General features: G+C 42.2%; 29 protein-coding genes. 16 read left to right on the forward strand and 13 right to left on the reverse strand.

Annotated elements, in window-relative coordinates; all coding sequences use genetic code 11:
* Nucleotides 1–251: 251 nt before the first annotated feature.
* The 4 genes from D5F11_RS10955 to gerPC all read right to left on the reverse strand — a co-directional run bounded on the left by D5F11_RS10955 (nt 252) and on the right by gerPC (nt 1,924).
* Nucleotides 252–470: a spore germination protein gene (locus D5F11_RS10955; RefSeq protein WP_120116399.1), complete on the reverse strand. Its 219-nt coding sequence runs from the start codon at nt 468–470 to the stop codon at nt 252–254.
* Between the two features lie 162 nt (nt 471–632).
* On the reverse strand, nt 633–1,082 hold the full coding sequence (locus D5F11_RS10960) for a spore germination protein GerPE (RefSeq protein WP_120116401.1): 450 nt from the start codon (nt 1,080–1,082) through the stop codon (nt 633–635).
* Between the two features lie 16 nt (nt 1,083–1,098).
* Nucleotides 1,099–1,272, reverse strand: coding sequence for a spore gernimation protein GerPD (locus D5F11_RS10965; protein WP_120116403.1), 174 nt, complete (start codon nt 1,270–1,272; stop codon nt 1,099–1,101).
* Entirely contained in the window at nt 1,262–1,924 is a 663-nt protein-coding gene (gerPC, locus tag D5F11_RS10970) for a spore germination protein GerPC (RefSeq protein ID WP_120116405.1), read from the reverse strand. Before gerPC ends, D5F11_RS10965 begins: the two co-directional genes overlap by 11 nt.
* A 34-nt stretch (nt 1,925–1,958) precedes the next feature.
* Here gerPC and D5F11_RS10975 point away from each other — a divergent pair, with 34 nt between their 5' ends.
* Nucleotides 1,959–2,276, forward strand: a complete 318-nt coding sequence (locus D5F11_RS10975) for a hypothetical protein (protein WP_126646559.1) — start codon at nt 1,959–1,961, stop codon at nt 2,274–2,276.
* Here the strand turns inward: D5F11_RS10975 and D5F11_RS10980 are convergent.
* Both D5F11_RS10980 and D5F11_RS10985 read right to left on the reverse strand, forming a co-directional pair.
* Nucleotides 2,271–2,477, reverse strand: coding sequence for a spore germination protein GerPB (locus tag D5F11_RS10980; RefSeq protein ID WP_120116407.1), 207 nt, complete (start codon nt 2,475–2,477; stop codon nt 2,271–2,273). The two genes, D5F11_RS10975 and D5F11_RS10980, sit on opposite strands and share 6 nt — an antisense overlap.
* 22 nt (nt 2,478–2,499) lie before the next feature.
* Nucleotides 2,500–2,721: a spore germination protein gene (locus D5F11_RS10985; protein ID WP_120116409.1), complete on the reverse strand. Its 222-nt coding sequence runs from the start codon at nt 2,719–2,721 to the stop codon at nt 2,500–2,502.
* A 232-nt stretch (nt 2,722–2,953) separates the two neighbouring features.
* Here D5F11_RS10985 and D5F11_RS10990 point away from each other — a divergent pair, with 232 nt between their 5' ends.
* From D5F11_RS10990 to D5F11_RS11005, 4 genes are all read left to right on the forward strand, one after another.
* Complete coding sequence (locus D5F11_RS10990) at nt 2,954–4,153, forward strand: DUF418 domain-containing protein (RefSeq protein ID WP_120116411.1); 1,200 nt, start codon at nt 2,954–2,956, stop codon at nt 4,151–4,153.
* On the forward strand, nt 4,134–5,030 hold the full coding sequence (locus D5F11_RS10995) for a fumarylacetoacetate hydrolase family protein (protein ID WP_120116413.1): 897 nt from the start codon (nt 4,134–4,136) through the stop codon (nt 5,028–5,030). Before D5F11_RS10990 ends, D5F11_RS10995 begins: the two co-directional genes overlap by 20 nt.
* Nucleotides 5,031–5,120: 90 nt before the next feature.
* Entirely contained in the window at nt 5,121–5,492 is a 372-nt protein-coding gene (locus D5F11_RS11000; protein WP_120116415.1) for a YisL family protein, read from the forward strand.
* Nucleotides 5,493–5,836: 344 nt separating this feature from the next.
* Complete coding sequence (locus D5F11_RS11005) at nt 5,837–7,369, forward strand: alpha-amylase family glycosyl hydrolase (RefSeq protein ID WP_120116417.1); 1,533 nt, start codon at nt 5,837–5,839, stop codon at nt 7,367–7,369.
* Nucleotides 7,370–7,462: 93 nt separating this feature from the next.
* On the opposite strand, the gene D5F11_RS11010 is transcribed toward D5F11_RS11005, so the two are convergent.
* The 4 genes from D5F11_RS11010 to D5F11_RS11025 all read right to left on the reverse strand — a co-directional run bounded on the left by D5F11_RS11010 (nt 7,463) and on the right by D5F11_RS11025 (nt 10,331).
* A complete protein-coding gene (locus tag D5F11_RS11010) occupies nt 7,463–8,326 on the reverse strand; it encodes an SDR family oxidoreductase (RefSeq protein WP_120116419.1) in 864 nt (287 codons plus the stop codon).
* Between the two features lie 87 nt (nt 8,327–8,413).
* The gene (locus D5F11_RS11015; RefSeq protein ID WP_120116421.1) at nt 8,414–8,905 is read right to left on the reverse strand and encodes a YajQ family cyclic di-GMP-binding protein; all 492 of its coding nucleotides are present in this window, start codon (nt 8,903–8,905) and stop codon (nt 8,414–8,416) included.
* A 366-nt stretch (nt 8,906–9,271) separates the two neighbouring features.
* Nucleotides 9,272–9,406 (reverse strand): DUF3941 domain-containing protein, encoded by a 135-nt coding sequence (locus D5F11_RS11020; RefSeq protein WP_120116423.1) that lies wholly within the window; start codon nt 9,404–9,406, stop codon nt 9,272–9,274.
* A gap of 64 nt (nt 9,407–9,470) precedes the next feature.
* The gene (locus D5F11_RS11025) at nt 9,471–10,331 is read right to left on the reverse strand and encodes a DegV family protein (RefSeq protein ID WP_120116424.1); all 861 of its coding nucleotides are present in this window, start codon (nt 10,329–10,331) and stop codon (nt 9,471–9,473) included.
* A 110-nt stretch (nt 10,332–10,441) separates the two neighbouring features.
* Here D5F11_RS11025 and D5F11_RS11030 point away from each other — a divergent pair, with 110 nt between their 5' ends.
* Nucleotides 10,442–11,296 (forward strand): YitT family protein, encoded by an 855-nt coding sequence (locus tag D5F11_RS11030; RefSeq protein WP_120116425.1) that lies wholly within the window; start codon nt 10,442–10,444, stop codon nt 11,294–11,296.
* A gap of 53 nt (nt 11,297–11,349) precedes the next feature.
* Here D5F11_RS11030 and D5F11_RS11035 read toward each other — a convergent pair whose 3' ends face one another.
* Entirely contained in the window at nt 11,350–11,502 is a 153-nt protein-coding gene (locus D5F11_RS11035) for a competence protein (protein ID WP_120116426.1), read from the reverse strand.
* A gap of 194 nt (nt 11,503–11,696) precedes the next feature.
* Here D5F11_RS11035 and yjfP point away from each other — a divergent pair, with 194 nt between their 5' ends.
* From yjfP to clpB, 4 genes are all read left to right on the forward strand, one after another.
* On the forward strand, nt 11,697–12,464 hold the full coding sequence (gene yjfP, locus D5F11_RS11040) for an esterase (protein WP_120116427.1): 768 nt from the start codon (nt 11,697–11,699) through the stop codon (nt 12,462–12,464).
* Nucleotides 12,465–12,540: 76 nt separating this feature from the next.
* A complete protein-coding gene (locus D5F11_RS11045) occupies nt 12,541–12,849 on the forward strand; it encodes a metal-sulfur cluster assembly factor (RefSeq protein ID WP_120116428.1) in 309 nt (102 codons plus the stop codon).
* 530 nt (nt 12,850–13,379) lie between these two features.
* On the forward strand, nt 13,380–13,616 hold the full coding sequence (locus D5F11_RS11050) for a hypothetical protein (RefSeq protein ID WP_126646560.1): 237 nt from the start codon (nt 13,380–13,382) through the stop codon (nt 13,614–13,616).
* Between the two features lie 71 nt (nt 13,617–13,687).
* Nucleotides 13,688–16,279, forward strand: a complete 2,592-nt coding sequence (gene clpB / locus D5F11_RS11055) for an ATP-dependent chaperone ClpB (RefSeq protein ID WP_120116429.1) — start codon at nt 13,688–13,690, stop codon at nt 16,277–16,279.
* Between the two features lie 385 nt (nt 16,280–16,664).
* On the opposite strand, the gene D5F11_RS11060 is transcribed toward clpB, so the two are convergent.
* Complete coding sequence (locus D5F11_RS11060; RefSeq protein ID WP_373316429.1) at nt 16,665–16,847, reverse strand: YjzD family protein; 183 nt, start codon at nt 16,845–16,847, stop codon at nt 16,665–16,667.
* Nucleotides 16,848–17,034: 187 nt separating this feature from the next.
* On the opposite strand from D5F11_RS11060, the gene D5F11_RS11065 reads away from it, so the two are divergent.
* The 6 genes from D5F11_RS11065 to D5F11_RS11090 all read left to right on the forward strand — a co-directional run bounded on the left by D5F11_RS11065 (nt 17,035) and on the right by D5F11_RS11090 (nt 22,541).
* Entirely contained in the window at nt 17,035–17,646 is a 612-nt protein-coding gene (locus D5F11_RS11065) for a hypothetical protein (protein ID WP_120116431.1), read from the forward strand.
* Nucleotides 17,647–17,752: 106 nt separating this feature from the next.
* The gene (locus tag D5F11_RS11070) at nt 17,753–18,685 is read left to right on the forward strand and encodes a beta-ketoacyl-ACP synthase III (protein WP_120116432.1); all 933 of its coding nucleotides are present in this window, start codon (nt 17,753–17,755) and stop codon (nt 18,683–18,685) included.
* Nucleotides 18,686–18,918: 233 nt separating this feature from the next.
* On the forward strand, nt 18,919–20,157 hold the full coding sequence (fabF, locus tag D5F11_RS11075) for a beta-ketoacyl-ACP synthase II (protein WP_373316430.1): 1,239 nt from the start codon (nt 18,919–18,921) through the stop codon (nt 20,155–20,157).
* Nucleotides 20,158–20,243: 86 nt separating this feature from the next.
* Entirely contained in the window at nt 20,244–21,044 is an 801-nt protein-coding gene (locus tag D5F11_RS11080) for a DUF2268 domain-containing putative Zn-dependent protease (protein WP_120116435.1), read from the forward strand.
* 448 nt (nt 21,045–21,492) lie between these two features.
* The gene (locus D5F11_RS11085) at nt 21,493–21,702 is read left to right on the forward strand and encodes a YuzI family membrane protein (RefSeq protein WP_120116436.1); all 210 of its coding nucleotides are present in this window, start codon (nt 21,493–21,495) and stop codon (nt 21,700–21,702) included.
* Nucleotides 21,703–21,791: 89 nt separating this feature from the next.
* Entirely contained in the window at nt 21,792–22,541 is a 750-nt protein-coding gene (locus tag D5F11_RS11090; protein WP_120116438.1) for a YjbA family protein, read from the forward strand.
* A gap of 180 nt (nt 22,542–22,721) precedes the next feature.
* On the opposite strand, the gene trpS is transcribed toward D5F11_RS11090, so the two are convergent.
* The gene (trpS, locus tag D5F11_RS11095; RefSeq protein WP_120116439.1) at nt 22,722–23,708 is read right to left on the reverse strand and encodes a tryptophan--tRNA ligase; all 987 of its coding nucleotides are present in this window, start codon (nt 23,706–23,708) and stop codon (nt 22,722–22,724) included.
* Nucleotides 23,709–24,014 lie beyond the last annotated feature (306 nt).

A 24,014-nucleotide genomic window follows, 5' to 3' on the forward strand; every position in this document is an offset into this window, starting at 1 on the left:
CGATGAACAGGCGCTTGCGCTTTTGTTCTAATAAAGGTGAATAGCTTATTTTTCACTAAACCCTGTGTCCAGCTCCGCCGTACAGGAAGTACAAGTGCAAGCGAAGCGACAGGACGTCCTAGTGCAGTTCGAAGCGACAGGATGTGCGATCCTGAATCGGGAGGTGGCTCTTTGAGGAGATCGAGTTATTGTGTCTCCCTCATTTTGAGTGTTCCAGTTTGTACGTCGGTAATCGGACGCTACCACTTTTCTTAGTTATTCCCGACTGTCGGCTGGTCAACAAGATTCGTATCAAGTGTGTTGGTTCCACTGATTCCGTTATTCGTCACGATAAAACCGCCGGTATTGGCAGAGCCAGAACCTTCAAATGTTTTTACAGCACTTTTGGGAGAAATGACAGCTGTATCCCCAAACTGGACAACGCCTCCCCCGACATTGAAAATTTGGACAGGTCCAACAATAGCAGGCATTTGTCATCACCCTATATGATAATTTTGATTTGTCCAGCAACTTCCAGGAAGTATTGGTGCTGGCGAAGCCATAGGATATGATATGGCGTTTTAAGAGCTCAAAGCAATTTCGCCTTCTTTAGCATTTGTCTAGCTCCAGGCGCCATCGGCGCAAGGATCAAGTCAAATTGCTGTGGTGGCTGAAAAGCTGCCTCCTTGCAATTCGCCTTGTGCGCCTAAGGCTGTGCGCCTTGCGCTCTCATTACCCGGAGAAATTTGACGGATATGAAGCACTCTTGCTTCTGAATTAATGTGATTAGTAGTACCTATTTGAACGATGGCAGAAGAAGAAATAGTTATTAGGTGAATATTACCAACCTTGATATCTGGATACTCGTTATACTTCGTAATGGACGGCAGCTGCCTGGGTAATGAAGGAATTGGGATGGGCTTGTTGAAGGCATTGTAATTCTTGAAATTACCTTCGTTGCCAAAAAACAATTCTTTATATCTTTGTACGGCCAGAGCATCTGTGTAGGCTCTCAAATGTACAGTGTCGCCGATTTCAACGACAGAGCCGAATATCATATTTTTAATATCCATCGTCTTTACGACAGAACCTCTTAACGGCATAATGGCATCTCCTTATTTATCGGGAAAGAGGAACGAAAGGCCCAATGATCAAAGATTCCGGCGGTGTGTCAAATAAAGATGCTAACTGAATTGTATCCGCATCTCCTACCAGCAGAATGGATGAAGCACTTACCCCGATCACCCGGATCTGCCCGACACATAATTCACGGTTCACTATATTAAGTTCCATGGGGGTTCATCCCTCCCTGTTGATTTGGAATTTGAGAAATGAAACCATGTACAGCTTTATTAATATCCGCCAGCAATGTCTTATATACTTTACTGTACAACTCTTCTTCATTCACATCATGGGTATGCTGCGTGCTGAAGAAACCCAAATAATGATCGGCTCTACCAGGGATTTGCTTGCGGATATCCTCTTTGATCATGTTGATATACGGCTCTTCAAGATTCCTGCCAACCTGAGTTTCTGTATCTTTTATCAAGGTATCCAATTCATTATCAATATAATGATTCAGCTTTTCAAGTATCTCATCATAGAGGTTGGGGTGGCGTACAAAAGCCTGGGTTTGCGTCGAGCCTGGCGGTGCTGAAAAATCCTCAACGGAATTCAGGTCAGCAGGGTTCATTCCAATATTTAAGGTCCCTTCAAGTGTTTCCACTTTTAGCTGGTCAAACTTATATTCCAGCCTTTCAACAGTTACAGTCGGCTTTTCTTTCAATTGTTTCAGTTCATTTGACAGGGATTGGATTGAATTCCTTAAAGAGGTAATTTCCTTCTGCTGCCTTTCTATGAAAAAATACAATTGCTGCATTGTGTAATTCGCCTGCATTTTGTACATCCACACCCTTTCAATGTTTAAAAAGGTATATAACTTCATTCAGCATAAATCTCCTACTTCTGTAAGTGGTGAGATGAATGCATATTGTTATTCCATTCAGTGGGGGTTCAAACCCCGGCTGAATAAAGTCAAAGCCTCCGGCGGATGCCACAGATTTTCAGAGGAAATTTATCGAGCGGAGCTCGATAAAATCTGGGCGCAAATACGCAAAGGCGCATTTGATAAAATAACTAAATTATTCTATAACAGTCGATGCGCTATGTCTGGCTCCAGCCTCCTTTCGATAAGTAATCATCGGCTTCGATGTATAGAAAGTCACGTTCTAAGCCTGGCGGTGCCACAGGATGTGGCGATGTTAGTTCATTTATCACCCCTAATCAGTCGTCTATAATGGAATTAGACTGACTTCCTGCTGTGCCAGTTCAGCTTCGCCTGTTACGGCTGGAGCAGGAGCTGTATAACCACCCGTATTATATAGATGAGAAGAGGGTGTGATGACTCCAGAAGTACCGATTTGAAGTACCGAGGAGTTGGTGATTCCGCCGATTTTAATCATTTGTATGTGAATGGTCTGCTGTACATTTACAATCATGGCTTCCTCCTGTGTCCTTCATTTATAGATTGAGTAAAATACCCTGATCCAGGCCATCGGCATCATAACTATTAGTGGCAGAATTCTGGTTGCGAACCCTAATCTCTTCGCCTGTATTGAATGACCCTGCACCCGAGAACGTTTTGGCATAGGAAATCGGATGGATTTGAAATACATCCCCAATATTGAAAGCTGCCCCTGTATTTATATTGATAATCTGAACGGCACCAACAAATCCAGGCAATACCGTTCACATCCTTCCATATTGCCGTATTTATCTATGTATTGTATTTTATGAAAAAGAATCGAATTGGTGATATTGCTTCCGTTTTGCCCTTTTTCAAAAAATTCATTGCAGCAAGTAATATTAATTGTAGTTTTTTAGACAAACTTATACGATGGTGGTATAAAGAAATAAGGAAGAGTTATGAAGCGGGTCTTGTAAGGGAGCTTGCAATGGCCTGAAAGGAGCAACAATGAATAAACATTTGGAATCTGTAAGTACAATGGAGAGGATTCAGACTCTCGATGTTCTCAGGGGATTCTCACTGCTGGGGATTCTGTTGGTGAATATGATTAGTTTTCATTCGCCGTATGGTTACTACAATCCATATGAATGGTGGAAGTACGGGGATCTGACTGTGTATACGTGGTTAGATATCCTTGTACAAGGAAGTTTTTATCCAATCTTTGCGATGATGTTTGGCTATGGATTGGTAATCATGCAAAGGCGTTCCGCAATCAGGGGAACCTCTTTTTTGAAGATTAGTATGAGAAGACTTTCCATATTGCTCATTTTTGGAATCATACATGCTTTTTTTATTTGGTCTGGAGATATTTTGATTACATACGCATTAATGGGAATGGTACTACTCTTGTTTTTGAGGCTGCCTGGTCCATGGCTCATGGGATTAGGCTGGGGGTTATACTTGCTGCCGCAGTTATTCTTTTCGGGCATGCTTGTCTTAGCCTCATTGTTTGATTCTGCTTCCCTTGCGGATTATATTGATATTGCGGGCCTACAGCAGTCGGAAATTATCTATTCAACTGGAAGCTTCATGGAGATCACAAACCAGAGGATTTTGGATTGGAAAGCAAACAATTTATCAGGCGGTCTTATCATTTATTTTTTTATAATATTGCCAATGATGATGATTGGTGCAGGGGCCGGGAAAATGCAATGGCTCGAAAAAGCAGCCAGTCAGTGGAAGAAATGGCTGGTCATTTTACTTATTGCTCTTCCTATTGGCATTGCTGTAAAAACGTTACCTTTTTTAATGGGACTAACCATCAGCTTTCAATACATACAAGATGCAATTGGCGGACCTATTCTTGGCATGGCCTATATAGCCGCTATCGTTTTAATTATGAGAAGTGCCAAAGTGGCAAAGCTGCTGCATCCACTCAGTTCGATAGGGCGGATGTCTATTACAATCTATATTATGCAGTCCGTCATTGGAACATTGATTTTTTATCATTACGGATTGGGGCTTTACGGAAAAATTTCGTTGGCGACTGGGACGTGGCTCGCTTTTGCTATCTATATTATTCAAGTAGTATTCGCCGAAATCTGGCTGTCCAAATTTAAACAGGGGCCCATTGAGAAATTTTGGCGGTTTTTAACATATGGAAAAAAACAAAAAAGAGGTGCAGGTAATGAAGTTAATGAGCTTTAAATTAGAAGATGCAGAAAAATACGGAGTTGTTGACAACACCGGACAAAAAGTTTGGGATGTTCTTGCATTAGCCAAAGCAGCAGACAAAGAAATTCCCGCTACCATTCTTGCAGGGATTGAAAGCGACAATCAATTTTACAAGAATGTAAGAGAGCTTGTTGAGTGGGGGGAGCAAAACGGAAAAGACGAATATTTACATTCGTTAGAGAATATCACATGGATGGCTCCTATTCCAAGACCAAGCAAAAATATCATGTGCGTTGGAAAAAACTATCGTGATCATGCGATTGAAATGGGGAGCGAGGCGGATATTCCAGAACATATTATCGTCTTTACCAAAGCACCTACAACCGTCACTGGGCATGAAGCACCTGTGGAAGCTCATGCGGACATAACAAACGAACTTGACTACGAAGGTGAACTGGCTTTAATCATCGGAAAGAAAGGAAGAGATATACCTGAACAAGAAGCGCTCGACTACGTTTTCGGGTATACCATTATTAACGATGTAACAGCACGTGATCTTCAAAAAAATCATAAGCAATTTTTTATCGGTAAGAGCCTTGATACTTCCTGTCCAATGGGGCCTTGGATTGTTCACCATTCAGAAATTGATAACCCGAATGCACTCGCGATCCAGACAAAAGTAAATGGAGAAGTCCGGCAGGATTCCAATACAAAGCATTTCATCTTCCCAACAGAAGTAATTATTTCAACTTTGTCACAAGGAATGACACTTGAACCAGGAGATATAATTGCTACTGGGACCCCTGCGGGAGTTGGGAAAGGCTTCAAGCCTCCACGTTTGCTAAAAAGCGGAGATCAAATCGAGATTACGATTGAAGGCATTGGCAAATTGCACAATACTGTGAACTAGTATGTTTCTGATTTGTCGGATTCCCCTTATATGATAAGATTGGAAGGGAATCTATCGAAACAGCAAACACGTTTTTAGGAGGAAATGAATATGTTTGAATCAACTCATGCTCACATTACAACATGGGTAGTTGCTCTCATTTTATTTGTCATTGTTTTGGTGCTGCAAAAGGGCGGCAATCAAAAGGGTGCGAAAATTACTCATATGATATTGAGAGTCTTTTATTTGCTGATTATCGCAACTGGAGCACTTCTTTTCTTTAAACACCAAGCTTATAATCCTGCACTCTACGGAATAAAATTCTTGGGTGGTATTATCGTTATCGCCATGCTGGAAATGATCCTCGTCAGAACGGCGAAAGCAAAGAATACAGCCATTCTTTGGATCGTATTTGTCGTGGCATTGGCTATCACTATTTACCTGGGAATGAAGTTGCCGATCGGGTGGAATATGTTTGCATAAGAAATTTGAAAGAACCGTTGATTTTCGACGGTTTTTTTCTTTTTCAGCATCATTGAGTAATCTGAAGCAACTTTCCATATTTTCCTTGACATATGGCAGTTTTTTTATCCAGAACTGAATCACATATATCCATATCATTCTAATTATTTGAAGGATTTACTGGCGATGTTTGAACTATTCTGAGGTATGACTTTATTTCAATGGATCTGATTGAAAAAACGCTTTAGAACAGGCTTTTTTCAAACGCGCTTAAAAAAAGCCCAGCACTTCGAATACATAAAATTGACGGGGAGCAGGTGAAAGGCTAATCTTAAAGGCGTAGAAGTAATAGGGAGGTAACGGATTTGAGCAAAAAGAGTCTGGTTTTCCTGCTTATTCCGTTTCTTCTTTTTTCCGCTGCCTTTTCAGCAAGTGCCGACAAAAAAGAAGAACGATTGTGGGAAGATGAAATTGTGTATTCACTTATGGTGGACCGATTTAACAATGGAGACAATAGTAATGATGAAGGCGTCGATTATTCCGACCCGGTCAATAAATTCCAAGGCGGTGATTTCCAAGGAATCATCCAGAAGTTGGATTATTTGAAAGACATGGGATTTACGACGATCATGCTATCACCTGTTTTTAAAAATGAGAAAAATGGATTTCATGGAGAATGGGTGGAGGACTTTTATGAGACAGACCCTCATTTTGGAACGATTGATGAACTAAAAGAGCTTGTCGATGAAGCTCACAAGAAAGATATGAAGGTTATGTTTGAGTTTGTGACAACTCATGTGGGACAGAACCATCCGTGGACAAAAGATCCAGCAAAGAAGGACTGGTTCAAAAAAGAGGCTATGGTATCGGATAATAGTTGGCTTAATGGATTGCCGCAGCTTAACCTAAATGCCCAGGAAGTCCAAGAATATCTCATCGACGCAGCCAAATGGTGGATCGAAGAAACGGGTATTGACGGCTATAGTCTATCGGGAATTGATCAGGCACCCCTTGGGTTTTGGGAAGATTTTTCCGCTGCTGTAAAAGAGCAAAATAACCGCTTTTATTTGGCCGGGACGGCTAGCGGAGAAGTGAGTGAAGATTTGAAAAAGTACCAGGAAGCCGGTATTGAGGGCGTCATTGATTCGGGTTTGACCAAACCTTTAAGAGATTCATATTCCACTATTGATATATCATCAAAATCATTGATGGATGTGTGGGAAAAGAACAATGGGGCTTATCCCGAACCCCATTCTTTAGGAGCTCTTTTCGATGATCGAAACTCAACCAGGTATACACAAGATATGGTGGAAAATAAACAATATCCAGGTGCCCGTTGGAAGCTTGCTCTATTCTATCTGTATACACAGCCGGAAGTGCCGATTGTGTTCTACGGTTCTGAAATTGCTGTTAATGGAGATGTCCCGCCGGACAATGTTCCGTTGATGAACTTTCGAGCTGAAGAAGAGTTGATGGAATTTATAGGAAGAATTGGGACGATTAGACAAGAACATAAAGCTCTTAGCCGCGGGAATATGGAGCTCTTATATGAAAAAGACGGTATGATCGTCTTTAAAAGGGAATATGAGGGTGAAACGATTGTAGCCGCGATTAATAATACGACGCAGGATCAGACCGCGTTAATCCCAGCCGAGAAAATTGGGAATAATAAAGAACTGCGAGGATTATTTGCCTCTGATCTGGTAAAAAGCGAGAAAGGCGAATATAGAATTGTTGTAGACAGGGAAATGATGGAAGTGTACAAGCTTGCTGATAAGGTAGGTTTTAACGTTCCGTTCATCATTTCGATTTTTTCCGTGTTTATCGTCTTTGGCCTTTTTATGTATTTTGCATGGAAAAGAGGAAAAAAGCGAAATCCATATGAACAAAATGAATGAAACAGATAGAGCTGCCAAACTTTTGGCAGCTTTTTCTTAGGTTATGGATAACTTATTGATACAGTGTGCTTTGTCCAGCCTCAGCGCCTGTTCTTAACCGTTTAGCACTTCACCGCCGTTTATATGGATCATTTGGCCCGAAACGTAGCTGGAGTCATTTGAAGCGAGATAAACATAAGCAGGTGCTAGCTCATAAGGTTGTCCAGGCCTTTTCATTGGCTGAGTTGAACCGAACGTGCTGACATGCTCTGCTGAAAAAGTCGATGGAATTAGGGGTGTCCAAACCGGTCCTGGCGCTACCCCGTTCACGCGGATTCCTTTTGTTGCCAATGACGCCGAAAGAGAGCGGGTGAATGATACGATGGCGCCTTTTGTCGCTGAATAATCGATCAATTCCGGGCTGCCCTTATAGGCTGTGATTGAAGCTGTATTGATGATGCTACTTCCCTGTTTCAGGTGGGGCAGGACGGCTTTTGTCAAGTAGAATATCGAAAACACATTCGTTCTAAAGGTTTTTTGCAATTGCTTATCCGTTATTTCGAGAAGGCTCTTTTTCGGATGTTGTTCGCCTGCATTGTTAACCAGTATATCTATTTTTCCATATTCGTCGATCACCTGTTTTACAATCTGTTGGCAATGTAGTTCATCACCTACATCACCGCGAATGAGAAGGCATTTTCTTCCTTCAGCCTTAACGTACTTTTCTACGTTTTTCGCATCTTCCTCTTCTTCTAAATAACAGATGGCTACATCTGCACCCTCTTTGGCAAAATAGATGGCAACAGCTTTTCCTATGCCGCTGTCACCTCCGGTAATAATCGCTGTTTTTCCTTCGAGCTTTCCACTCCCTTTGTACCCAGGATCAACAGATTTGGGAACAGGATCCATTTCTGACTCTACGCCCGGTTGATAATTCTGTACCTGCTTTGGCATCGTTTGCTTTTTATTTTCACTCATACGCAGCCCTCCTTCATCTATTGCATAAAAAAAGCGAATGGATACATGTATCATTTACCCATTCGTCTATGAAATATTCATTTTGATTTATCTGTAGTTTATGAACTGTACATCAATGGGAAGATCCGCAGACCGGATAGCGCTGATAATTTGTTGCAGATCGTCACGATTTTTTCCGGTGACCCTAATTTGGTCATCCTGAATTTGGCTTTTTACTTTTAACCGGCTGTCTTTAATGATTGTATTAATCTTCTTGGCATTGTCCTTATCGATTCCTTGAACAAGTTTTCCGCGTTGGCGGACCGTGCCTCCCAAGGCGCTTTCGATTTTTCCATATTGGATATTCTTTACAGGGACTTCACGCTTAATCAATTTACCAAACAAAACATCTTTTACCTGTGATAGTTTAAATTCATCGTCCGAAATAAGGACAAGCTCATCATTTTCTAAAGCGATATTGCTTTTGCTCCCTTTAAAGTCAAAGCGGTTCTTGATCTCTTTCATAGCGATATTAATTGCGTTTGACACTTCGGAAAGGTCAACTTTGGATACGATGTCAAATGAATTTTCCTTTGCCATAATCTACCTCCGGACAGCTTTTCCTTCATTATAGGTGAAAGGGGAGGGAAGAACAATAAGAAAAGCGTAGGGCGAGGTTTAGCGATGTAAAGACTGGAGTTGTGAAGTCTGCTAGTTGCTGGAGCCTGGAGCTAGCCAATAAGAAGAGAGGAGATACTATAGTAAGACTGTACTCCTTTAAGAAAAACTTGAAGGCTATGTTCCTATCGATGAAGCTTCAATGGAGCAGCAAATAAAGAAAATCTTCCCCTTATCAGGAGCAAGTATTTTTGGGAATTGAATGAATTAGAATGTAGTGTTTTTCATGTCCCAATTCAAAAACGCAGCTTTATGCCAGTTTTTACAGGCAATAAGCTGCGTGATTTCTTAAAGGTGGTCTGTTTTTTTGGAGTGTAGATGTTTCCCAGCTTTCCTTTCCTCTTCGCGCCGAATGTTTTTGACTTCCCTGCGAGCTTGGTGATCTCTTGCTTTTTTGTCATTATCTGATGTATTGTAACGCATAAGAGAGTCTCCCTTTCCTAAGTTTGCAATTAGTATGTCCTGACAGGGATTTTCCTACTCAATGTCAAACGCTCGGTTTTTTAAGAAAGAAGACGGCGAGTGTTCCAGGGCCTGCATGTGACGCGACGATAGCACCTATCAGGCGTATGTAAAAGTTTTTGGTACCGAAACGCTCTTCTATCATTTTTTTCATAACCAAGGCTGTTTCTTCATCATCACCATGGCAGATTCCGATAAGTTGATTTTCCAGATCGATACCGCGCTCTTCCATGAGGTCAAGCATTCTTTTTAAAAGTTTCTTTTTCCCGCGAATTTTTTCAAGAGGTACTAATTTTCCTTCTTCAATATGCAGAAGAGGTTTAATGTTTAAAAGTCCGCCGAAAAATGCTGATGATCTGGATAGGCGTCCGCCAGCAGCAAGAAATTCCAAGTCCTCGATTGTAAATAGATGTTCCATGCGGTCGCAATTGGATTGTGCGAATTTGATGATGTCCTCTTTTGATTCGTTATTTTTGATTCTTTCCGCAAGAGCCATTACGGTCATGCCATAACCCAAAGAAACAGCTTTTGAGTCGATAATTGTCAAATCCAAATCTGGAAATTGTTCTTTTACCTGGTTTTTCACCATGATAGCCGTTTGATATGTACCTGAAAGGCCGGATGACATAGCTATGTATAATCCACTTTCTCCGGATTTCGCCAGCTCTGTAAACAGCTCTTGAAGCCGTTGAGGGGAGGCTTGGGAGGTTTTAGGCATTTTACCAGCTCTGATTTCTTCATACACCTGTTCAGGCTGGATGTTCTGTAAATCTTGATATTCCTGATCGTCAATATGTACCTGAAGAGTGATTAGCTCAACATTGTTTTCCTCATAGAAAGACAGCGGCAGGTCACATGCACTGTCGGCAAAAAGTTTCAATGTCATAAAATTACACCTTCCGTGAAAAAATAATTTGGCAGTCTTTGTCCTTTTTATAAGTTTATCTACTTTTATTATAAACCTCAATGTTAAAAACGCTGAATAAGGGTGAAAAAATGAGACATCAATCAATATGGGAAGTTATAAAAAAACTGCTTGTTATCATAGCGGGGGCAATCCTAGTCGCTGTTGCAATGAATTATTTCCTCATTCCGGCCAATGTCTATGCCAGCGGATTTGCTGGTGCCTCACAGCTTTTATCAAAAGTTATTAGCCAATTTACGCCTCTTAATGTATCAACTGGATTTTTATTATTCCTGTTTAATATCCCTGTAGCTGTGCTCGGCTGGTTCAAAGTTGGAAAGACGTTTACGGTCTATAGTTTTATATCGGTTGCTGTCACTTCATTATTTCTGGAAATCATACCGGTGAAGACCCAAACGGCAGATATCATGCTTTATGCAGTGTTTGGCGGAGTGATCACAGCCATTGGAATCGGGATCACACTGAAAGTGGGGGCATCTACGGGAGGCCTGGACATTATATCGATGATTCTTTCCCGAATGAGTGATAAATCAGTCGGGACGTATTTCTTTATTTTAAATGCCATTATCATCATGACGGCGGGAGCCTTATATGGGTGGGATAAAGCATTGTACACATTGTTATCGGTGTACGCATCTACAAGGGTGATTGATGCCATCCATACGCGCCATCAGAAGCTGACGGTTATGATTGTCACGAAGAAAGCCTCTGAGTTAAAAGAAGCGATTTATAAGAGACTGGTCAGGGGAATCACGATGGTACCGGCCAAAGGAGCGTTTTCCAACCAAGAAAAAGACATGATGATTATCGTCATAACTCGGTATGAATTGTATGAACTTGAACATGTCATCAAAGAGGTCGATCCCGAAGCATTTACAAATGTCGTTGAGACAGCGGCAGTTTTCGGTTTCTTCCGGAAAGATTAAAACCTGGGGGTCTGACCCCCAGTACGTTAAAGTACTAAAGAGGGTCTGACCCCCTAAAAGCCTCCGACTGAAGATTCTTTCATAAAGTCGATTTTTTCCTTTTCGGCTTCATCCAATGTGGAGCGATATGGAAAACGTTGTGCATGTTGTTCAACAGAGTTTTTTCCTTGATACGTAAAGCGTTTGGATTTACTGTTTTTAGCCATGACACACACCGCCTTTTTTGAAAGGATAGGAAGGAACGCTTAATGCGTTCAAATGTTATTGTGGCCGAAAGGCAGTCAAAAAACATCGGGGAATTAATGACAATCAATGCTCATCTTTGGTAAGTAGAAATAAGGAGTGTTAAAATATAACATTAATTGGCATTCCATTACGTTTAGCCGAAGGAGAGAGTCGATTGATAGAAATCCATCATGAATACATAAGGCATATACCGGTTTTACATGTCGTAAAAGAAGGTCGAAAAAATGAAAAACTGCCGCTCGTTTTTTTTCTGCATGGCTTTACCTCAGCGAAGGAACATAACCTTCATTTCGGCTACTTGCTTGCGGAAAAAGGATTTAGGGTCATCCTTCCAGATGCAAATTTACATGGAGAACGAAGTGACGGTCGACATTCGGAAAAACTGGCCTTCGAATTTTGGAACATTGTTCTCCAGTCGATTCGTGAGTTGAATGATATAAAAGAAGAATTATCCCAAAAAGGGTTGGTTAGTAGCCAAATTGGAGTTGTGGGAACCTCTATGGGTGGCATTACCATGTTCGGTGCACTGACCCAATATGATTGGATCAAAGTGGGTGTTTCTTTGATGGGAAGCCCGTATTATGAAAAATTCGCCCGAGATCAGATTGAGTCATTGGAAAAAGCTGAAATGACCATACCTTTTTCCGAGAATGAACTTAAAGAAATATATACTGGCTTGCGGAAATATGATCTGACCTTTCAGCTCGACAGACTTGCAGGAAGGCCCTTACTCATTTGGCATGGCAAAAAGGATAAGGTGGTACCGTTCCAGCCAACCTTTGATTTTTATGAAAAAATCAAAGCTGATTATGAAAAAACTCCAGAACGTCTATACTTCCTTGCTGAAGACAATGCCGAGCATAAGGTAACCCGAAAGGCTTTTTTAAAAACAGTAGACTGGTTCGGAAAATTTTTACAGTAAAGAAATCATTTCTGTTTGAATTTATAATGGATTTGGTATGATAAGAATAGAAACCAAATTGAAAGGAGCGGGAAATATGGATGAAGCACTGAAAGAGAATATATATGGTGCCTTGGAACAGGTGATTGATCCTGAATTGGGCATAGATATTGTGAATCTTGGGCTCGTTTATGGTGTTGAACTGGATGAGAATGGAACAGCGAAAGTAACGATGACCCTTACTTCAATGGGGTGCCCGCTTGCACCAGTTATTGTAGACCAGGTAACAGCGGCATTGGCTGATATACCGGAAGTCAAACAGACAGAAGTGGATATTGTCTGGAGCCCACCTTGGACAAAAGATAAAATGTCGCGCTATGCAAAAATTGCGCTTGGCGTTACTTAATGTAGAGGAAGAGGGGCGTAACTCTGGCAGCGCCGCTTGATGTCGGCGGTACCAGAACCTTGCAGTCTTCTTTCGCGCTGACCATACCATTAAACAAAAATAACACTCAGTTTTACGATTCTGCTGAATGGGAATTGTATAGGCGAAGCTCCTTTTGGCAGCTTCGCTTTTACTTTATAGTAAAGAATAAATCGGCCTTATTTTATTGGGAAAAACATGCGGTATGTCTAGCTCTGAAGGACAGGAGTCCCAGTTAAGCGAAGTGACAGTACGTCGTGTTCTGAGCCTGCCGACGTACAGGACGTGCTAGTGCAAGCGAAGCGACAGGAAGTCGCGTTTTGAGCCTGCCGACGTACAGGACGTACTAGTGCAAGCGAAGCGACGGGATGTCGTGTTTTGAGCCTGCCGACGTACAGGACGTACTAGTGCAAGCGAAGCGACAGGATGTCGTGTTTTGAGCCTGCCGACGCCACAGGACGTGGCGCTTTAACTTCATTCAGCAGAAGTCTCCTACTTCTGTAAGTGGTGAGATGAATGCATATTGGCATTCTATTCAGTGGGGGTTCAAACCCCGGCTGAATAAAGTTAAAGCCTCCGGCGGATGCCACAGATTTTCAGAGGAATTTATCGAGCGGAGCTCGATAAATTCTGGGCGCAAATACGTCAAGGCGCATTTAATGACAGCCAAGCGCCATTGGATCAAGTCAAATTGGACGTGGTGGCAGAAGAACTGCCTTTTTGCAATTCGCCTTGTTCATGTCTCCTAAGGCTGCGTGCCTTGCGCTTTTCTTATAATAGATGATAAACAGCTCTTTTATTTTTGAAAAGGAGGAAGAATATGGATCTTAGTGGGATGACGATGACTGTGCAGGAGGCTTTTGCAGATGCTCAGCAAATTGCCAAAAGACTAAACCATCCGGAGTTGGATATTCCACATCTTTGGAAAGCTCTTATAGATAGGAACGATAGTCTACTTTCGACAATTTATGAGCGCCTCGGATTAACGAGAGGGCAAATACAGCTTGAACTTGATAAAATATTGGAACGGAAGCCACAGGTGACGGGACAGGGAGTGCAAGGCGGCCAATATTTGAGCAGTCTTTTATCAACACTCATTAGCAAGGCTGAGGAAGAAATGAAGGGGTTTGAAGACCAATACTTATCTGTTGAGCATTTCGTCCTTGCTTTGATGGATATGCCCCATAATGAAATCGTGCAGTTTCTTTCCCAGTATGGCATCACGAAAGAGAGTATTTTGGGAGAAGTAAAAGAAATCAGAGGGGGACAACGAGTGGAATCACAAAATCCGGAAGCAACCTATGAAGTTTTAAAAAAATACGGAAGGGATCTAGTGGAGGAAGTGAAGTCCGGAAAACTTGATCCAGTCATCGGACGGGATCAGGAGATAAGGAATGTCATCAGGATTCTGTCTCGCAAAACCAAAAACAATCCGGTCCTGATCGGGGAGCCGGGCGTCGGGAAAACGGCCATTGTTGAGGGGCTAGCTCAACGAATTGTAAGAAAAGATGTGCCGGAGGGGCTAAGGAACAAAACAATATACGCGCTGGATATGGGATCTCTGATCGCTGGAGCCAAATTCAGGGGCGAGTTCGAAGAACGTCTCAAAGCAGTGTTACAGGAAGTAAAAAAAAGTGAAGGCCAGATTTTACTGTTCATTGATGAAATCCATACAATTGTAGGCGCTGGAAAAGCTGAGGGCTCGATGGATGCAGGAAACATGCTGAAGCCAATGCTCGCAAGAGGGGAGCTCCACTGCATTGGAGCGACGACTTTGGATGAATATCGATTATATATTGAAAAAGACGCTGCATTGGAAAGGCGTTTTCAAAAGGTGCTTGTTCCGGAACCCACACTAGAAGATACGATCTCCATTTTACGTGGATTGAAGGAAAGATTTGAAATTCACCATGGGGTCAATATTCATGACAGAGCGCTTGTAGCTGCAGCAACTTTATCAGACCGTTACATAACGGACCGTTTTTTACCGGATAAAGCGATTGACGTCATTGATGAAGCCTGCGCCAATATACGCGTGGAGATCGATTCCATGCCGAGTGATCTGGATGAAATTACAAGAAGAGTCATGCAGCTTGAAATCGAAGAGGCGGCCTTGAGGAAAGAGGAAGATGAGGCAAGCAAAGAACGGCTTGAACTGCTGCAAAAAGACCTCGCTGACCTAAAGGAAAAGGCAAATGAAATGAAGGCGAAGTGGGAAAAGGAAAAAAGTGAAATTTCCAGCATCCAAGAAAAGCGGGAACAGTTGGAGAAACTTCGAAGAGAGTTGGAAAAAGCAGAGAATGAGTATGACTTGAACCGTGCTGCTGAGCTTCGTCATGGGCGCATTCCGGCTTTAGAAAAAGAGCTGAAGCAAATAGAAGGGCAAGAGCGAAATGAGTCGCGCCTTGTAAAAGAGGAAGTGACAGAAGATGAAGTGGCAGCTATTATTTCCAGATGGACAGGCATTCCAATCACAAAACTTGTTGAAGGTGAGCGGGAGAAACTGCTGAGGCTTGAAAGCATATTGCATGAACGCGTCATAGGACAGGACGAGGCGGTGGAGCTCGTGAGCAATGCTGTGTTGCGGGCAAGGGCCGGAATCAAAGACCCAAACCGTCCAATCGGATCTTTCATATTCCTTGGCCCTACCGGGGTTGGTAAAACTGAATTGGCAAAGGCTTTGGCGGAAACGCTGTTTGATAGTGAAGAGCAGATGATTCGTATCGACATGTCCGAATATATGGAGAAACACGCAGTATCGCGCCTAATTGGCGCGCCACCAGGCTATGTAGGGTATGAAGAAGGTGGACAACTGACAGAGGCTGTCAGAAGAAAGCCATATTCAGTTGTTCTGCTGGATGAAATTGAAAAAGCACATCCGGAAGTGTTCAATATTTTACTGCAAGTGCTTGACGATGGCCGAATCACCGACTCTCAAGGAAGAAGGATTGATTTTAGAAATACGGTCATTATCATGACTTCCAATATCGGGTCGGCATTCCTGTTGGAACGGGAGCACAATGAAGACCAAATAGATGAGGAAACGAAGGATCTTGTTCTCGGACAGCTAAGAGCCTCCTTCCGACCGGAATTCCTTAACAGGGTGGATGATATTATTCTGTTCAAACCACTTAGTATGGAGAACATCAAAGGAATTGTTTCCAAGCTTGTGAAAGAGCTCCAAGTGCGATTACGCGATCAGCATATACAATTGGAGATGACGGAAGGGGCAAAAGCATTTACCGCCCGCGAAGCCTATGATCCGATATATGGGGCACGGCCTTTAAAACGGTATTTGCAAAGCAAAATTGAAACAGGCCTGGCTAAGGAGATTATTTCAGGGAAAGTTCATCCCTTCGATACGGTCATCGTCGATCTTCAGGGTAATGAATTGGAAATAAAGGTTGAATAAGAAAAGTGAAAGGCGCCCGCCTTATCGGCGACAAGCACAAGGCGAATTTTGATGAGGGAGTTCCTTAGCCACCACAGCAATTTGACTTGATCCTTGCGCCGATGGCGCCTGGCCGCCTCAAGCCGCCACATCCTGTGGCTTCGGTGGCACTAGTATTTCCTGTACGTCGGCTGGCTCAGATCGGCGACGTCCTGTCGCTTCGCCTGCACTAGTACTTCCTGTACGTCGGCAGGCTCAAGACACAACATCCTGTCGCTTCGCTTGCACTAGTACTTCCTGTACGTCGCAGCTAGACAAAATCTGAACTCTAACAAAATATTTTATCTAATTTTATGCTTTCTTACTCTGAAAAATAAAAATAACTCGCCGTTTGCCGGCGAGTTATTTACTGTTCTTCTGTTGGTTGTGCTGGTATCAATGCAGAGACGATGAAAATTAAAATAACTGCGAAGACACCCAAAGTTGTTGCAGTTTCAAAATCATAGCTTGATCCGATCATGGAGCCTGCTACATACATCAGCATGTTTACAAGTAGAAGTGTCCAGAAAATCATCATTATAAATCTCAACTATGTTCCCTCCATTTCAGAGCTTCTCTATGTATTTCATTTAATCAATATTATTTTCCACCACGTAAGTATATCATAAATGAGTCAGGCGTTACAATCATCCATTGTTAAATAAAGAGAAAAGAGGTCAGTCCCTTATAAATGTGCATACGATAATTTTAAGAATGCGCAAAAAGGGGATGCTGCAATGAAGACCGCTGTATTATTTGGAGCCCGCCAGGACTTCGGTTTTGAATTATGTTCCTTGCTCCTTGAAAAAGGCTATGAAGTATTCGCGATCGACCACCGTGATTGGATAACGGATAAGCAGGAAGAAAATTGGCTGCTTATTGGAAGAAATGCAAATGTAAGATATAAGGAATTGAGCAGTGAAGAGGAATCCATACATCAAGCTTTAATGGAAGAAGAATGTCTTTATATTATACCAACTATAGATTATTTTAACCGCTGCAACATAAATGCTATGGAGCAGCTGCTTGCACAGTTGCAGGGGTTTTTAGAACGTAAAAGTATCAAAGAATGCCTATTGCTGATCCATCCGTCCGCTACTGAGAGGACGCAATCTTCGTTCGCTGGAAAGCTGGCTGCGCTTATTGAATCGTTAAAGAAAATTCATCATGTAAAGGAGTTCTGCCTTTCAGACATTCTCCGAGAAGAAGAACCATTGGCATCGGAAAATGAAAAATGGGACAACGCAGCAGAAAACACGGTTGGCCTCCATAAAAGCAATATTTCCGTCGCTGCAAAGGAGGCGGTTAGTCATATTGAACAACAAAAATTGCTAGAGAACAACAACTGAAATAGTGATGACAGGTTTATTAACAAATGGTATAATTAGTACCAAGTCTTAATAGAAGATAATAAATTCAGATTTTCATAAGGAACGGAAAGAAGGGACATTTTCTATGAATGCAGGAATAATTGGAGTCGGAAAGTACATACCCGAACGGGTGTTGACCAATCAAGAGCTGGAAACCATGGTGGATACTTCCGATGAATGGATTAGGACACGAACCGGCATTGAAGAAAGAAGGATTGCATCGGATGATGTGAACACTTCTGATATGGCTTATGAAGCTGCAAAAAAAGCCCTCAAAAATGCGGAAGTTGGTCCGGAAGATATCGATATGATCTTAGTTGCGACAGTGACACCTGACCATCCATTCCCTTCTGTTGCGTGTATGCTTCAGGCAAGACTTGGCTGTGTTAATGCTTCAGCAATGGATGTCAGTGCTGCATGTGCTGGATTCATGTATGCGGTGGCAACAGCAAAGCAATTCATTGAGACTGGAGCAAGCAAAAATATCTTAGTTGTCGGTGTTGAGAAGCTTTCCAAAATCACCGACTGGAATGATAGAAATACAGCTGTCCTTTTTGGTGACGGAGCTGGAGCGGTTGTCATGGGACCTGTTTCTGAAGGACGCGGAGTCTTGGCATTTGACCTCGGGGCTGACGGGACAGGTGGACAGTATCTTTATCAGGAAAAATATATTATGATGAATGGTAGGGAAGTTTTCAAATTTGCGGTAAGGCAAATGGGAGAGTCATCTGTTAAAGTATTGGAGAAAGCAGGTCTTACAAAAAATGATGTAGACCTGTTAATTCCTCATCAGGCAAATATCAGAATTATGGAAGCGGCTAGACAAAGACTGGAATTGCCAGAAGAGAAAATGTCCAAAATGATCCACAAATATGGGAACACATCTTCCGCATCTATTCCAATGGTTATTGCGGATGAAGTGGAAGCGGGAAAAATAAAAGATGACGATTTAATCGTGTTGGTTGGATTTGGCGGAGGGCTCACATGGGGAGCCATTGCCATAAGATGGGGCCGCTAAGGAAAGCGGAAGCGTCCGTGAGCGATGCATAAACCGAAACCCTCTGTATTAAGAAAAGGAGACTTGGCTTGGCAATCTCAAAGCGCCAGGTCCTATGTTTTCCGGCAGGTTCATGACGCTACATCCTGTCATTGAAACTTGCAATCGTACTTCCTGTCCATCAAAGTTGGACAAAGCAAAGAATTTAAACAAGTAATATCTTCTTAAGAGGGGCAGAAAAGGAGATGAATAATTTGAATAGAAGAGTTGTCGTTACAGGTTTGGGAACTGTCTCTCCTGTAGGAAATGATGTAGAAACTTCATGGAAAAATATTTTGGCTGGAAAATCGGGAATTGGTCCTCTTACAAGGCTAAATCCTGAAGAGTTTTCAGCTAAAGTGGCAGCAGAAGTAAAGGATTTTGAAATTGAAAACATTATTGAAAGAAAAGAAGCACGGAAAATGGACCGCTTTACCCATTATGCTCTTGCTTCTGCCTTGATGGCTGTAAAAGATGCGCAATTAGACATCAATGAGAGCAATGCGGATCGAATCGGTGTTTGGATCGGATCTGGAATTGGAGGGATGGAAACCCTCGAAAATCAGTTTGATATTTTTAAAAAGAGAGGTTACCGTCGGGTTAGCCCGTTCTTCGTTCCGATGATGATTCCTGATATGGCTACCGGACAGGTCTCTATTTATCTCGGAGCCAAAGGAGTCAACGCTTGTACAGTAACAGCGTGTGCAACAGGTACAAACTCCATTGGGGATGCCTTTAAAGTCATTCAACGCGGAGATGCAGATGCTATGGTTGCCGGAGGAGCAGAAGCGCCTATAACACAAATGGCCGTTGCAGGATTCTGCGCGAATACAGCTCTTTCTACAAATCCTGATCCTGGTACTGCAAGCAGGCCGTTTGATTTAAACAGAGACGGATTTGTAATTGGGGAGGGTGCAGGTGTCATTGTACTCGAGGAGCTTGAACATGCACTAAACCGTGGGGCAAACATATACGCAGAGATTGTTGGCTACGGTTCTACCGGTGATGCCTATCATATCACTGCTCCGGCTCCAGGCGGCGAAGGCGGGGTACGGGCTATGAAAATTGCGTTAGAAGATGGAGGGCTAGCCCCTGAAGACATCGATTATATTAACGCTCATGGTACAAGCACTCCATACAATGACAAATATGAAACTGCCGCTGTTAAAGAAGTGTTCGGTGATTATGCATCTCAGCTTGCGATTAGTTCAACAAAATCAATGACGGGCCACCTTCTTGGCGCTGCAGGAGGGGTAGAGGCGATTTTCTCTGTACTCGCCATAAGAGACGGAATTCTTCCGCCTACAATCAATTACAAAACGCCTGATCCTGACTGTGATCTTGATTATGTACCAAATGAAGCAAGGAAAAAAGAGATCAACGCAGTAATCAGCAACTCACTTGGATTTGGCGGCCACAATGCCACTATTGCGTTTAAAAAATATAATGTGTAAAGAAGATACAGCTCCGAAGCTAGGAGCTGTATTTTTTACGCACTTTTTCCTGTTTCATCCGTAGGATATGGAGGGAGGGATGCAAAATGGGGATAATCCAGACTGACAACTGGTTGGAGGAACACTTCTTCAATCCGATGGAGTTATGTAAGCTGGCTTCGCCGGATGTTGATAACCATGCGCAATACTATCAATATTTAAGAAGGTTTGGGATGTACCAGCCATCAAGAGCAACACATGATATGTTTAGCAAGCTCAAGGAATCGAATGCATGGGAGCACATGAAGAAGTTCTATACAAAATATAAAAAAATGTGGAAGGCGCCGGATGTAGATGTTTATATTTTTCCGATTGAGCCGACGCGGCAATTCATGATGGAGCTAAAAGGTCGTTCAGGATTGACGTTTCCGCGGAAAATCTTTTTGTTCCTTTCACCTGTCGATGATGTAAAAATATGGGAATCTTTGCTTGTACATGAGTATCATCATGCCGTGAGGATGAATCGCTATAAAAAGGATCCGGAAGAATACTCTTTGCTTGATTCACTTATGTTTGAAGGACTTGCAGAACATGCTGTGCAAAAATATTGCGGAAAAGAATACACAGCTGAATGGTTGGGCTTTTACAAGCAGGATCATCTCCAACAATTCTGGAACAGGGTATATAAGGATCAATTACAGCTGAAGAAGCAACATCCAATGCACGATGATCTTCTTTTTGGAAGAAGAGGCATTCCCAATATGATGGGATATGCTTTAGGGGCAGATATTGTAAAAGGGTATGCTGGAAAACAGCCGTTGACTGTACATGAATCGTTCAATATTCCATCAGAGCGTATTCTCGAGAATAGCCTATATAGCGGTGATTTAGAGGGGGCTTCTGGATGAACGGAGGCCGCTTTCTTTTATAGAAGAAGTTCAAAAAGTCACCAAATCTTAAGCGGCAAAACTCTTCGTTGGCCTGTTTCTATGCTGCTCATGTACCTAAAAGCATTCATTCCGCTGCTCGTAGCTTCGCCGCCTCGACCTTTTTGCTTCTAATTTGGCAATTTTTAACTTCATTCAGCAGAAGTCTCCCACTTCTGTAAGTGGTGAATGAATGCCTATTGGTATTCCATTCAGTGGGGTTCAAACCCCGCCTGAATAAAGTTAAAGCCTCCGGCAGATGCCACAGATTTTCAGAGGAAATTTATCGAGCGAAGCTCGATAAAATCTGGGCGTAAATACGCCAAGGCGCATTTGATACATGCACTTATAGTCATCATTGGAAACTATTTGAATATATATGGTGTAAGACAAGCTTTTGTAAGCAAGAATGATTTTCCGGGGGACCGCCATGCTCTATAGAACAGCCGTTTATTTGATAGGATTTGGTCTATCCGCTGTCGGAGGAATCAATATTATCGCCTATTTGAACCTTTTGTCGATGGGATATAGCTATTCATATTACTTTTTGTATATTGGCCGGCGTCCTGAATGTTATTTAGCTATAGCCGGTCTTATCTTGATCTGGTTTTCCGTATACGGGTTTAATCCTGAGGAATGACTAATTACCCGATGATGGATTCACAGGAATAAATTAACTGCAGCCTGCCCATACTGAAATACAAATAGTTATGAAGTGAGGGGTTAAGGATGCTTTATCTTCATGATGTATGGGTCAACTGGTTTGAAGGGGAAGAAAATGGATATAATGTTTGCCATTTTCATGAATGGAGAAGAGGGGAAGATGTCATAGAGCTTCTCGATCAAGTTCCGTTATTGTACATTGAGCACCTCTTATTCGATATGATTGAAAATGATATGACTGACATACCTCAAGAATTATTAAATGACATTTATCAAAAAGCTTATTTAAGAAAAAATCATGAGCGTATTGCTCTCGACTCATGCTTTGTTGTTACGGATGGACAAGGTATATTGGCGGTAGATACGATGGGATATTCGACTCCGCTCAGAAAAAGCAGGTTGATTCCCCGTCAGGAACAACTTGTATTTGAAATGATCGATGAGAATGAACCGACGAAATATAAGTTTAAAGAGGTAAGTAAAAAGAAGGAATATCATATTCTTTCACCTGATCCCATCTTGATGCGGGGGTTAACACGCAGAGAGCGCCATTTGAAGCAGCTTCTTTTTATGGCACTTGACCAGCTGTATAATTCCAAGAACACTGCGGAAGTCAGATACTGGTATACTGAATGGTGCCCGCATCTTTATTCAGAGATTCAAACAATGGACTTTGAAATTGTATGGACAAATCTCTATGAGGAGATGAAGGAAGGCTGGACGGAAAAACACCAAGCGCTTTGTGAAAATATGGTGAAGGGGCAGCCTTTCTTTGAAAAGCTGTGGGAAATGGAATATGATTCAAAGGTCAACTGACGGTACCCTTACAAAAGATCAGAGGGAAGAAATCAATTTGGTTTTCTTCTCCTGATCTTTTTTGTCATACATTGAATGAACGGAGAGCTGGAGCGTTCGTTCTCATTGTAATTCACAACAGCTGTCATTGAAAAACAGTTTTCACTGGCTTTTCCATGACAGCCTTCTTTTGCTTCGGGTTTATTTCTTTCGACCGAGCCCCATGGCATTCTCCATTTTTCTCAGCATCTTATTTGCCTGCGCATTTGCCTTTTCGGCTCCTTCATCAAGGATATCGTCAAGTTCCTTTGATTCTACCAACTCATAGTACCTTTCCTGAATAGGGGATAAGGTATCGACTACAACCTTCGCTAAATCACCTTTGAAATCTCCGTATCCTTTGCCTTCATATTGTGCTTCAAGCTCCTCAATTGTTTTCCCGCCCAAAATGGAATAGATTGAAAGAAGATTGGATACTCCCGGTTTATTTTCCAGGTCAAATTTTATAATGCCTTCAGAGTCCGTAACGGAGCTTTTTATTTTTTTCTCAATCTGTTTTGGTGTGTCAAGCAGCGTGATGAAAGCTTTCTGATTGGAGTCAGATTTGCTCATTTTCTTTGTCGGTTCCTGCAAGGACATGATTCTTGCTCCTACCTTAGGGATTCGTACATCTGGAATTGTAAAAATCTCTTTGTATCTGCGGTTGAACCTTTCAGCAAGATCGCGTGTGAGCTCCAAATGTTGTTTTTGGTCCTCGCCAACGGGAACAAGATCAGCTTCGTACAGCAGGATGTCGCCTGCCATCAAAGGCGGATAGGTTAACAATCCAGCTGAAACAGAATCTTTGCCGATTGATTTGTCTTTGAACTGGGTCATTCTTTCTAGTTCTCCAATATAAGAGATGCATTGTAGCATCCAGCTGGCTTGTGCATGGGCAGGCACCTCGGATTGAATAAATAAAGTAGCCTTCTTACGATCAAGACCGGCCGCAACATAAAGGGCGGCCAACCCCCTAATGTTTTTTCTAAGCTGGACAGGATCCTGAGGAACTGTAATCGCATGCTGGTCTACTACGCAAAAATAGCAGTCATAATTATGCTGAAGCTCGATAAATTGTCTGATTGCTCCAACGTAGTTGCCTAGTGTGATAACGCCGCTTGGCTGAATTCCAGAAAATATCGTTTCCATATATAGTCCTCCTCATCATATAAAAGCACAAACGCCCATTGATCATCCCGATTTCCAGGGAAATACTGAAGGGCGCAAAAGCGATATACCTATAAATATGTAAATTTTTTATTAAGAGCTCTTGTTTTGGTAAGCGTGACAAGTGGTAGTTTTACTGTAGCACCTTAGTACCCAGAGCTTTAAAACAGAAAAGGAATGTGTATGTCCTTGAAAATGATAACAAGGTCCGACCAGTTTTCAAAAAGGAAAAATGCAGTCAACTTTAACGAGACTCATGGAAAGCAAGCACAAAAAATCTACACAAAC

Source organism: Siminovitchia terrae, from assembly GCF_003605405.2.
Lineage (GTDB): Bacteria > Bacillota > Bacilli > Bacillales > Bacillaceae_C > Siminovitchia > Siminovitchia terrae.

What these genes read in the sequence shown, in the direction of transcription:
- D5F11_RS10980 (WP_120116407.1), bottom strand. Translation starts at nt 2,477, where the DNA reads ATGATTGTAAATGTACAGCAGACCATTCACATACAAATGATTAAAATC.
- clpB (WP_120116429.1), top strand. Translation starts at nt 13,688, where the DNA reads ATGGATCTTAGTGGGATGACGATGACTGTGCAGGAGGCTTTTGCAGAT.
- D5F11_RS11025 (WP_120116424.1), bottom strand. Translation starts at nt 10,331, where the DNA reads ATGACATTGAAACTTTTTGCCGACAGTGCATGTGACCTGCCGCTGTCT.
- D5F11_RS11045 (WP_120116428.1), top strand. Translation starts at nt 12,541, where the DNA reads ATGGATGAAGCACTGAAAGAGAATATATATGGTGCCTTGGAACAGGTG.
- gerPC (WP_120116405.1), bottom strand. Translation starts at nt 1,924, where the DNA reads ATGAAGTTATATACCTTTTTAAACATTGAAAGGGTGTGGATGTACAAA.
- D5F11_RS11035 (WP_120116426.1), bottom strand. Translation starts at nt 11,502, where the DNA reads ATGGCTAAAAACAGTAAATCCAAACGCTTTACGTATCAAGGAAAAAAC.
- D5F11_RS10965 (WP_120116403.1), bottom strand. Translation starts at nt 1,272, where the DNA reads ATGGAACTTAATATAGTGAACCGTGAATTATGTGTCGGGCAGATCCGG.
- D5F11_RS10960 (WP_120116401.1), bottom strand. Translation starts at nt 1,082, where the DNA reads ATGCCGTTAAGAGGTTCTGTCGTAAAGACGATGGATATTAAAAATATG.
- D5F11_RS11010 (WP_120116419.1), bottom strand. Translation starts at nt 8,326, where the DNA reads ATGAGTGAAAATAAAAAGCAAACGATGCCAAAGCAGGTACAGAATTAT.
- D5F11_RS10990 (WP_120116411.1), top strand. Translation starts at nt 2,954, where the DNA reads ATGAATAAACATTTGGAATCTGTAAGTACAATGGAGAGGATTCAGACT.
- trpS (WP_120116439.1), bottom strand. Translation starts at nt 23,708, where the DNA reads ATGGAAACGATATTTTCTGGAATTCAGCCAAGCGGCGTTATCACACTA.
- D5F11_RS11030 (WP_120116425.1), top strand. Translation starts at nt 10,442, where the DNA reads ATGAGACATCAATCAATATGGGAAGTTATAAAAAAACTGCTTGTTATC.
- D5F11_RS11050 (WP_126646560.1), top strand. Translation starts at nt 13,380, where the DNA reads ATGAATGCATATTGGCATTCTATTCAGTGGGGGTTCAAACCCCGGCTG.
- D5F11_RS11070 (WP_120116432.1), top strand. Translation starts at nt 17,753, where the DNA reads ATGAATGCAGGAATAATTGGAGTCGGAAAGTACATACCCGAACGGGTG.
- D5F11_RS11085 (WP_120116436.1), top strand. Translation starts at nt 21,493, where the DNA reads ATGCTCTATAGAACAGCCGTTTATTTGATAGGATTTGGTCTATCCGCT.
- D5F11_RS11000 (WP_120116415.1), top strand. Translation starts at nt 5,121, where the DNA reads ATGTTTGAATCAACTCATGCTCACATTACAACATGGGTAGTTGCTCTC.
- D5F11_RS10975 (WP_126646559.1), top strand. Translation starts at nt 1,959, where the DNA reads ATGAATGCATATTGTTATTCCATTCAGTGGGGGTTCAAACCCCGGCTG.
- D5F11_RS10995 (WP_120116413.1), top strand. Translation starts at nt 4,134, where the DNA reads ATGAAGTTAATGAGCTTTAAATTAGAAGATGCAGAAAAATACGGAGTT.
- D5F11_RS11065 (WP_120116431.1), top strand. Translation starts at nt 17,035, where the DNA reads ATGAAGACCGCTGTATTATTTGGAGCCCGCCAGGACTTCGGTTTTGAA.
- D5F11_RS11015 (WP_120116421.1), bottom strand. Translation starts at nt 8,905, where the DNA reads ATGGCAAAGGAAAATTCATTTGACATCGTATCCAAAGTTGACCTTTCC.
- D5F11_RS11090 (WP_120116438.1), top strand. Translation starts at nt 21,792, where the DNA reads ATGCTTTATCTTCATGATGTATGGGTCAACTGGTTTGAAGGGGAAGAA.
- D5F11_RS11080 (WP_120116435.1), top strand. Translation starts at nt 20,244, where the DNA reads ATGGGGATAATCCAGACTGACAACTGGTTGGAGGAACACTTCTTCAAT.
- D5F11_RS10955 (WP_120116399.1), bottom strand. Translation starts at nt 470, where the DNA reads ATGCCTGCTATTGTTGGACCTGTCCAAATTTTCAATGTCGGGGGAGGC.
- D5F11_RS11020 (WP_120116423.1), bottom strand. Translation starts at nt 9,406, where the DNA reads ATGCGTTACAATACATCAGATAATGACAAAAAAGCAAGAGATCACCAA.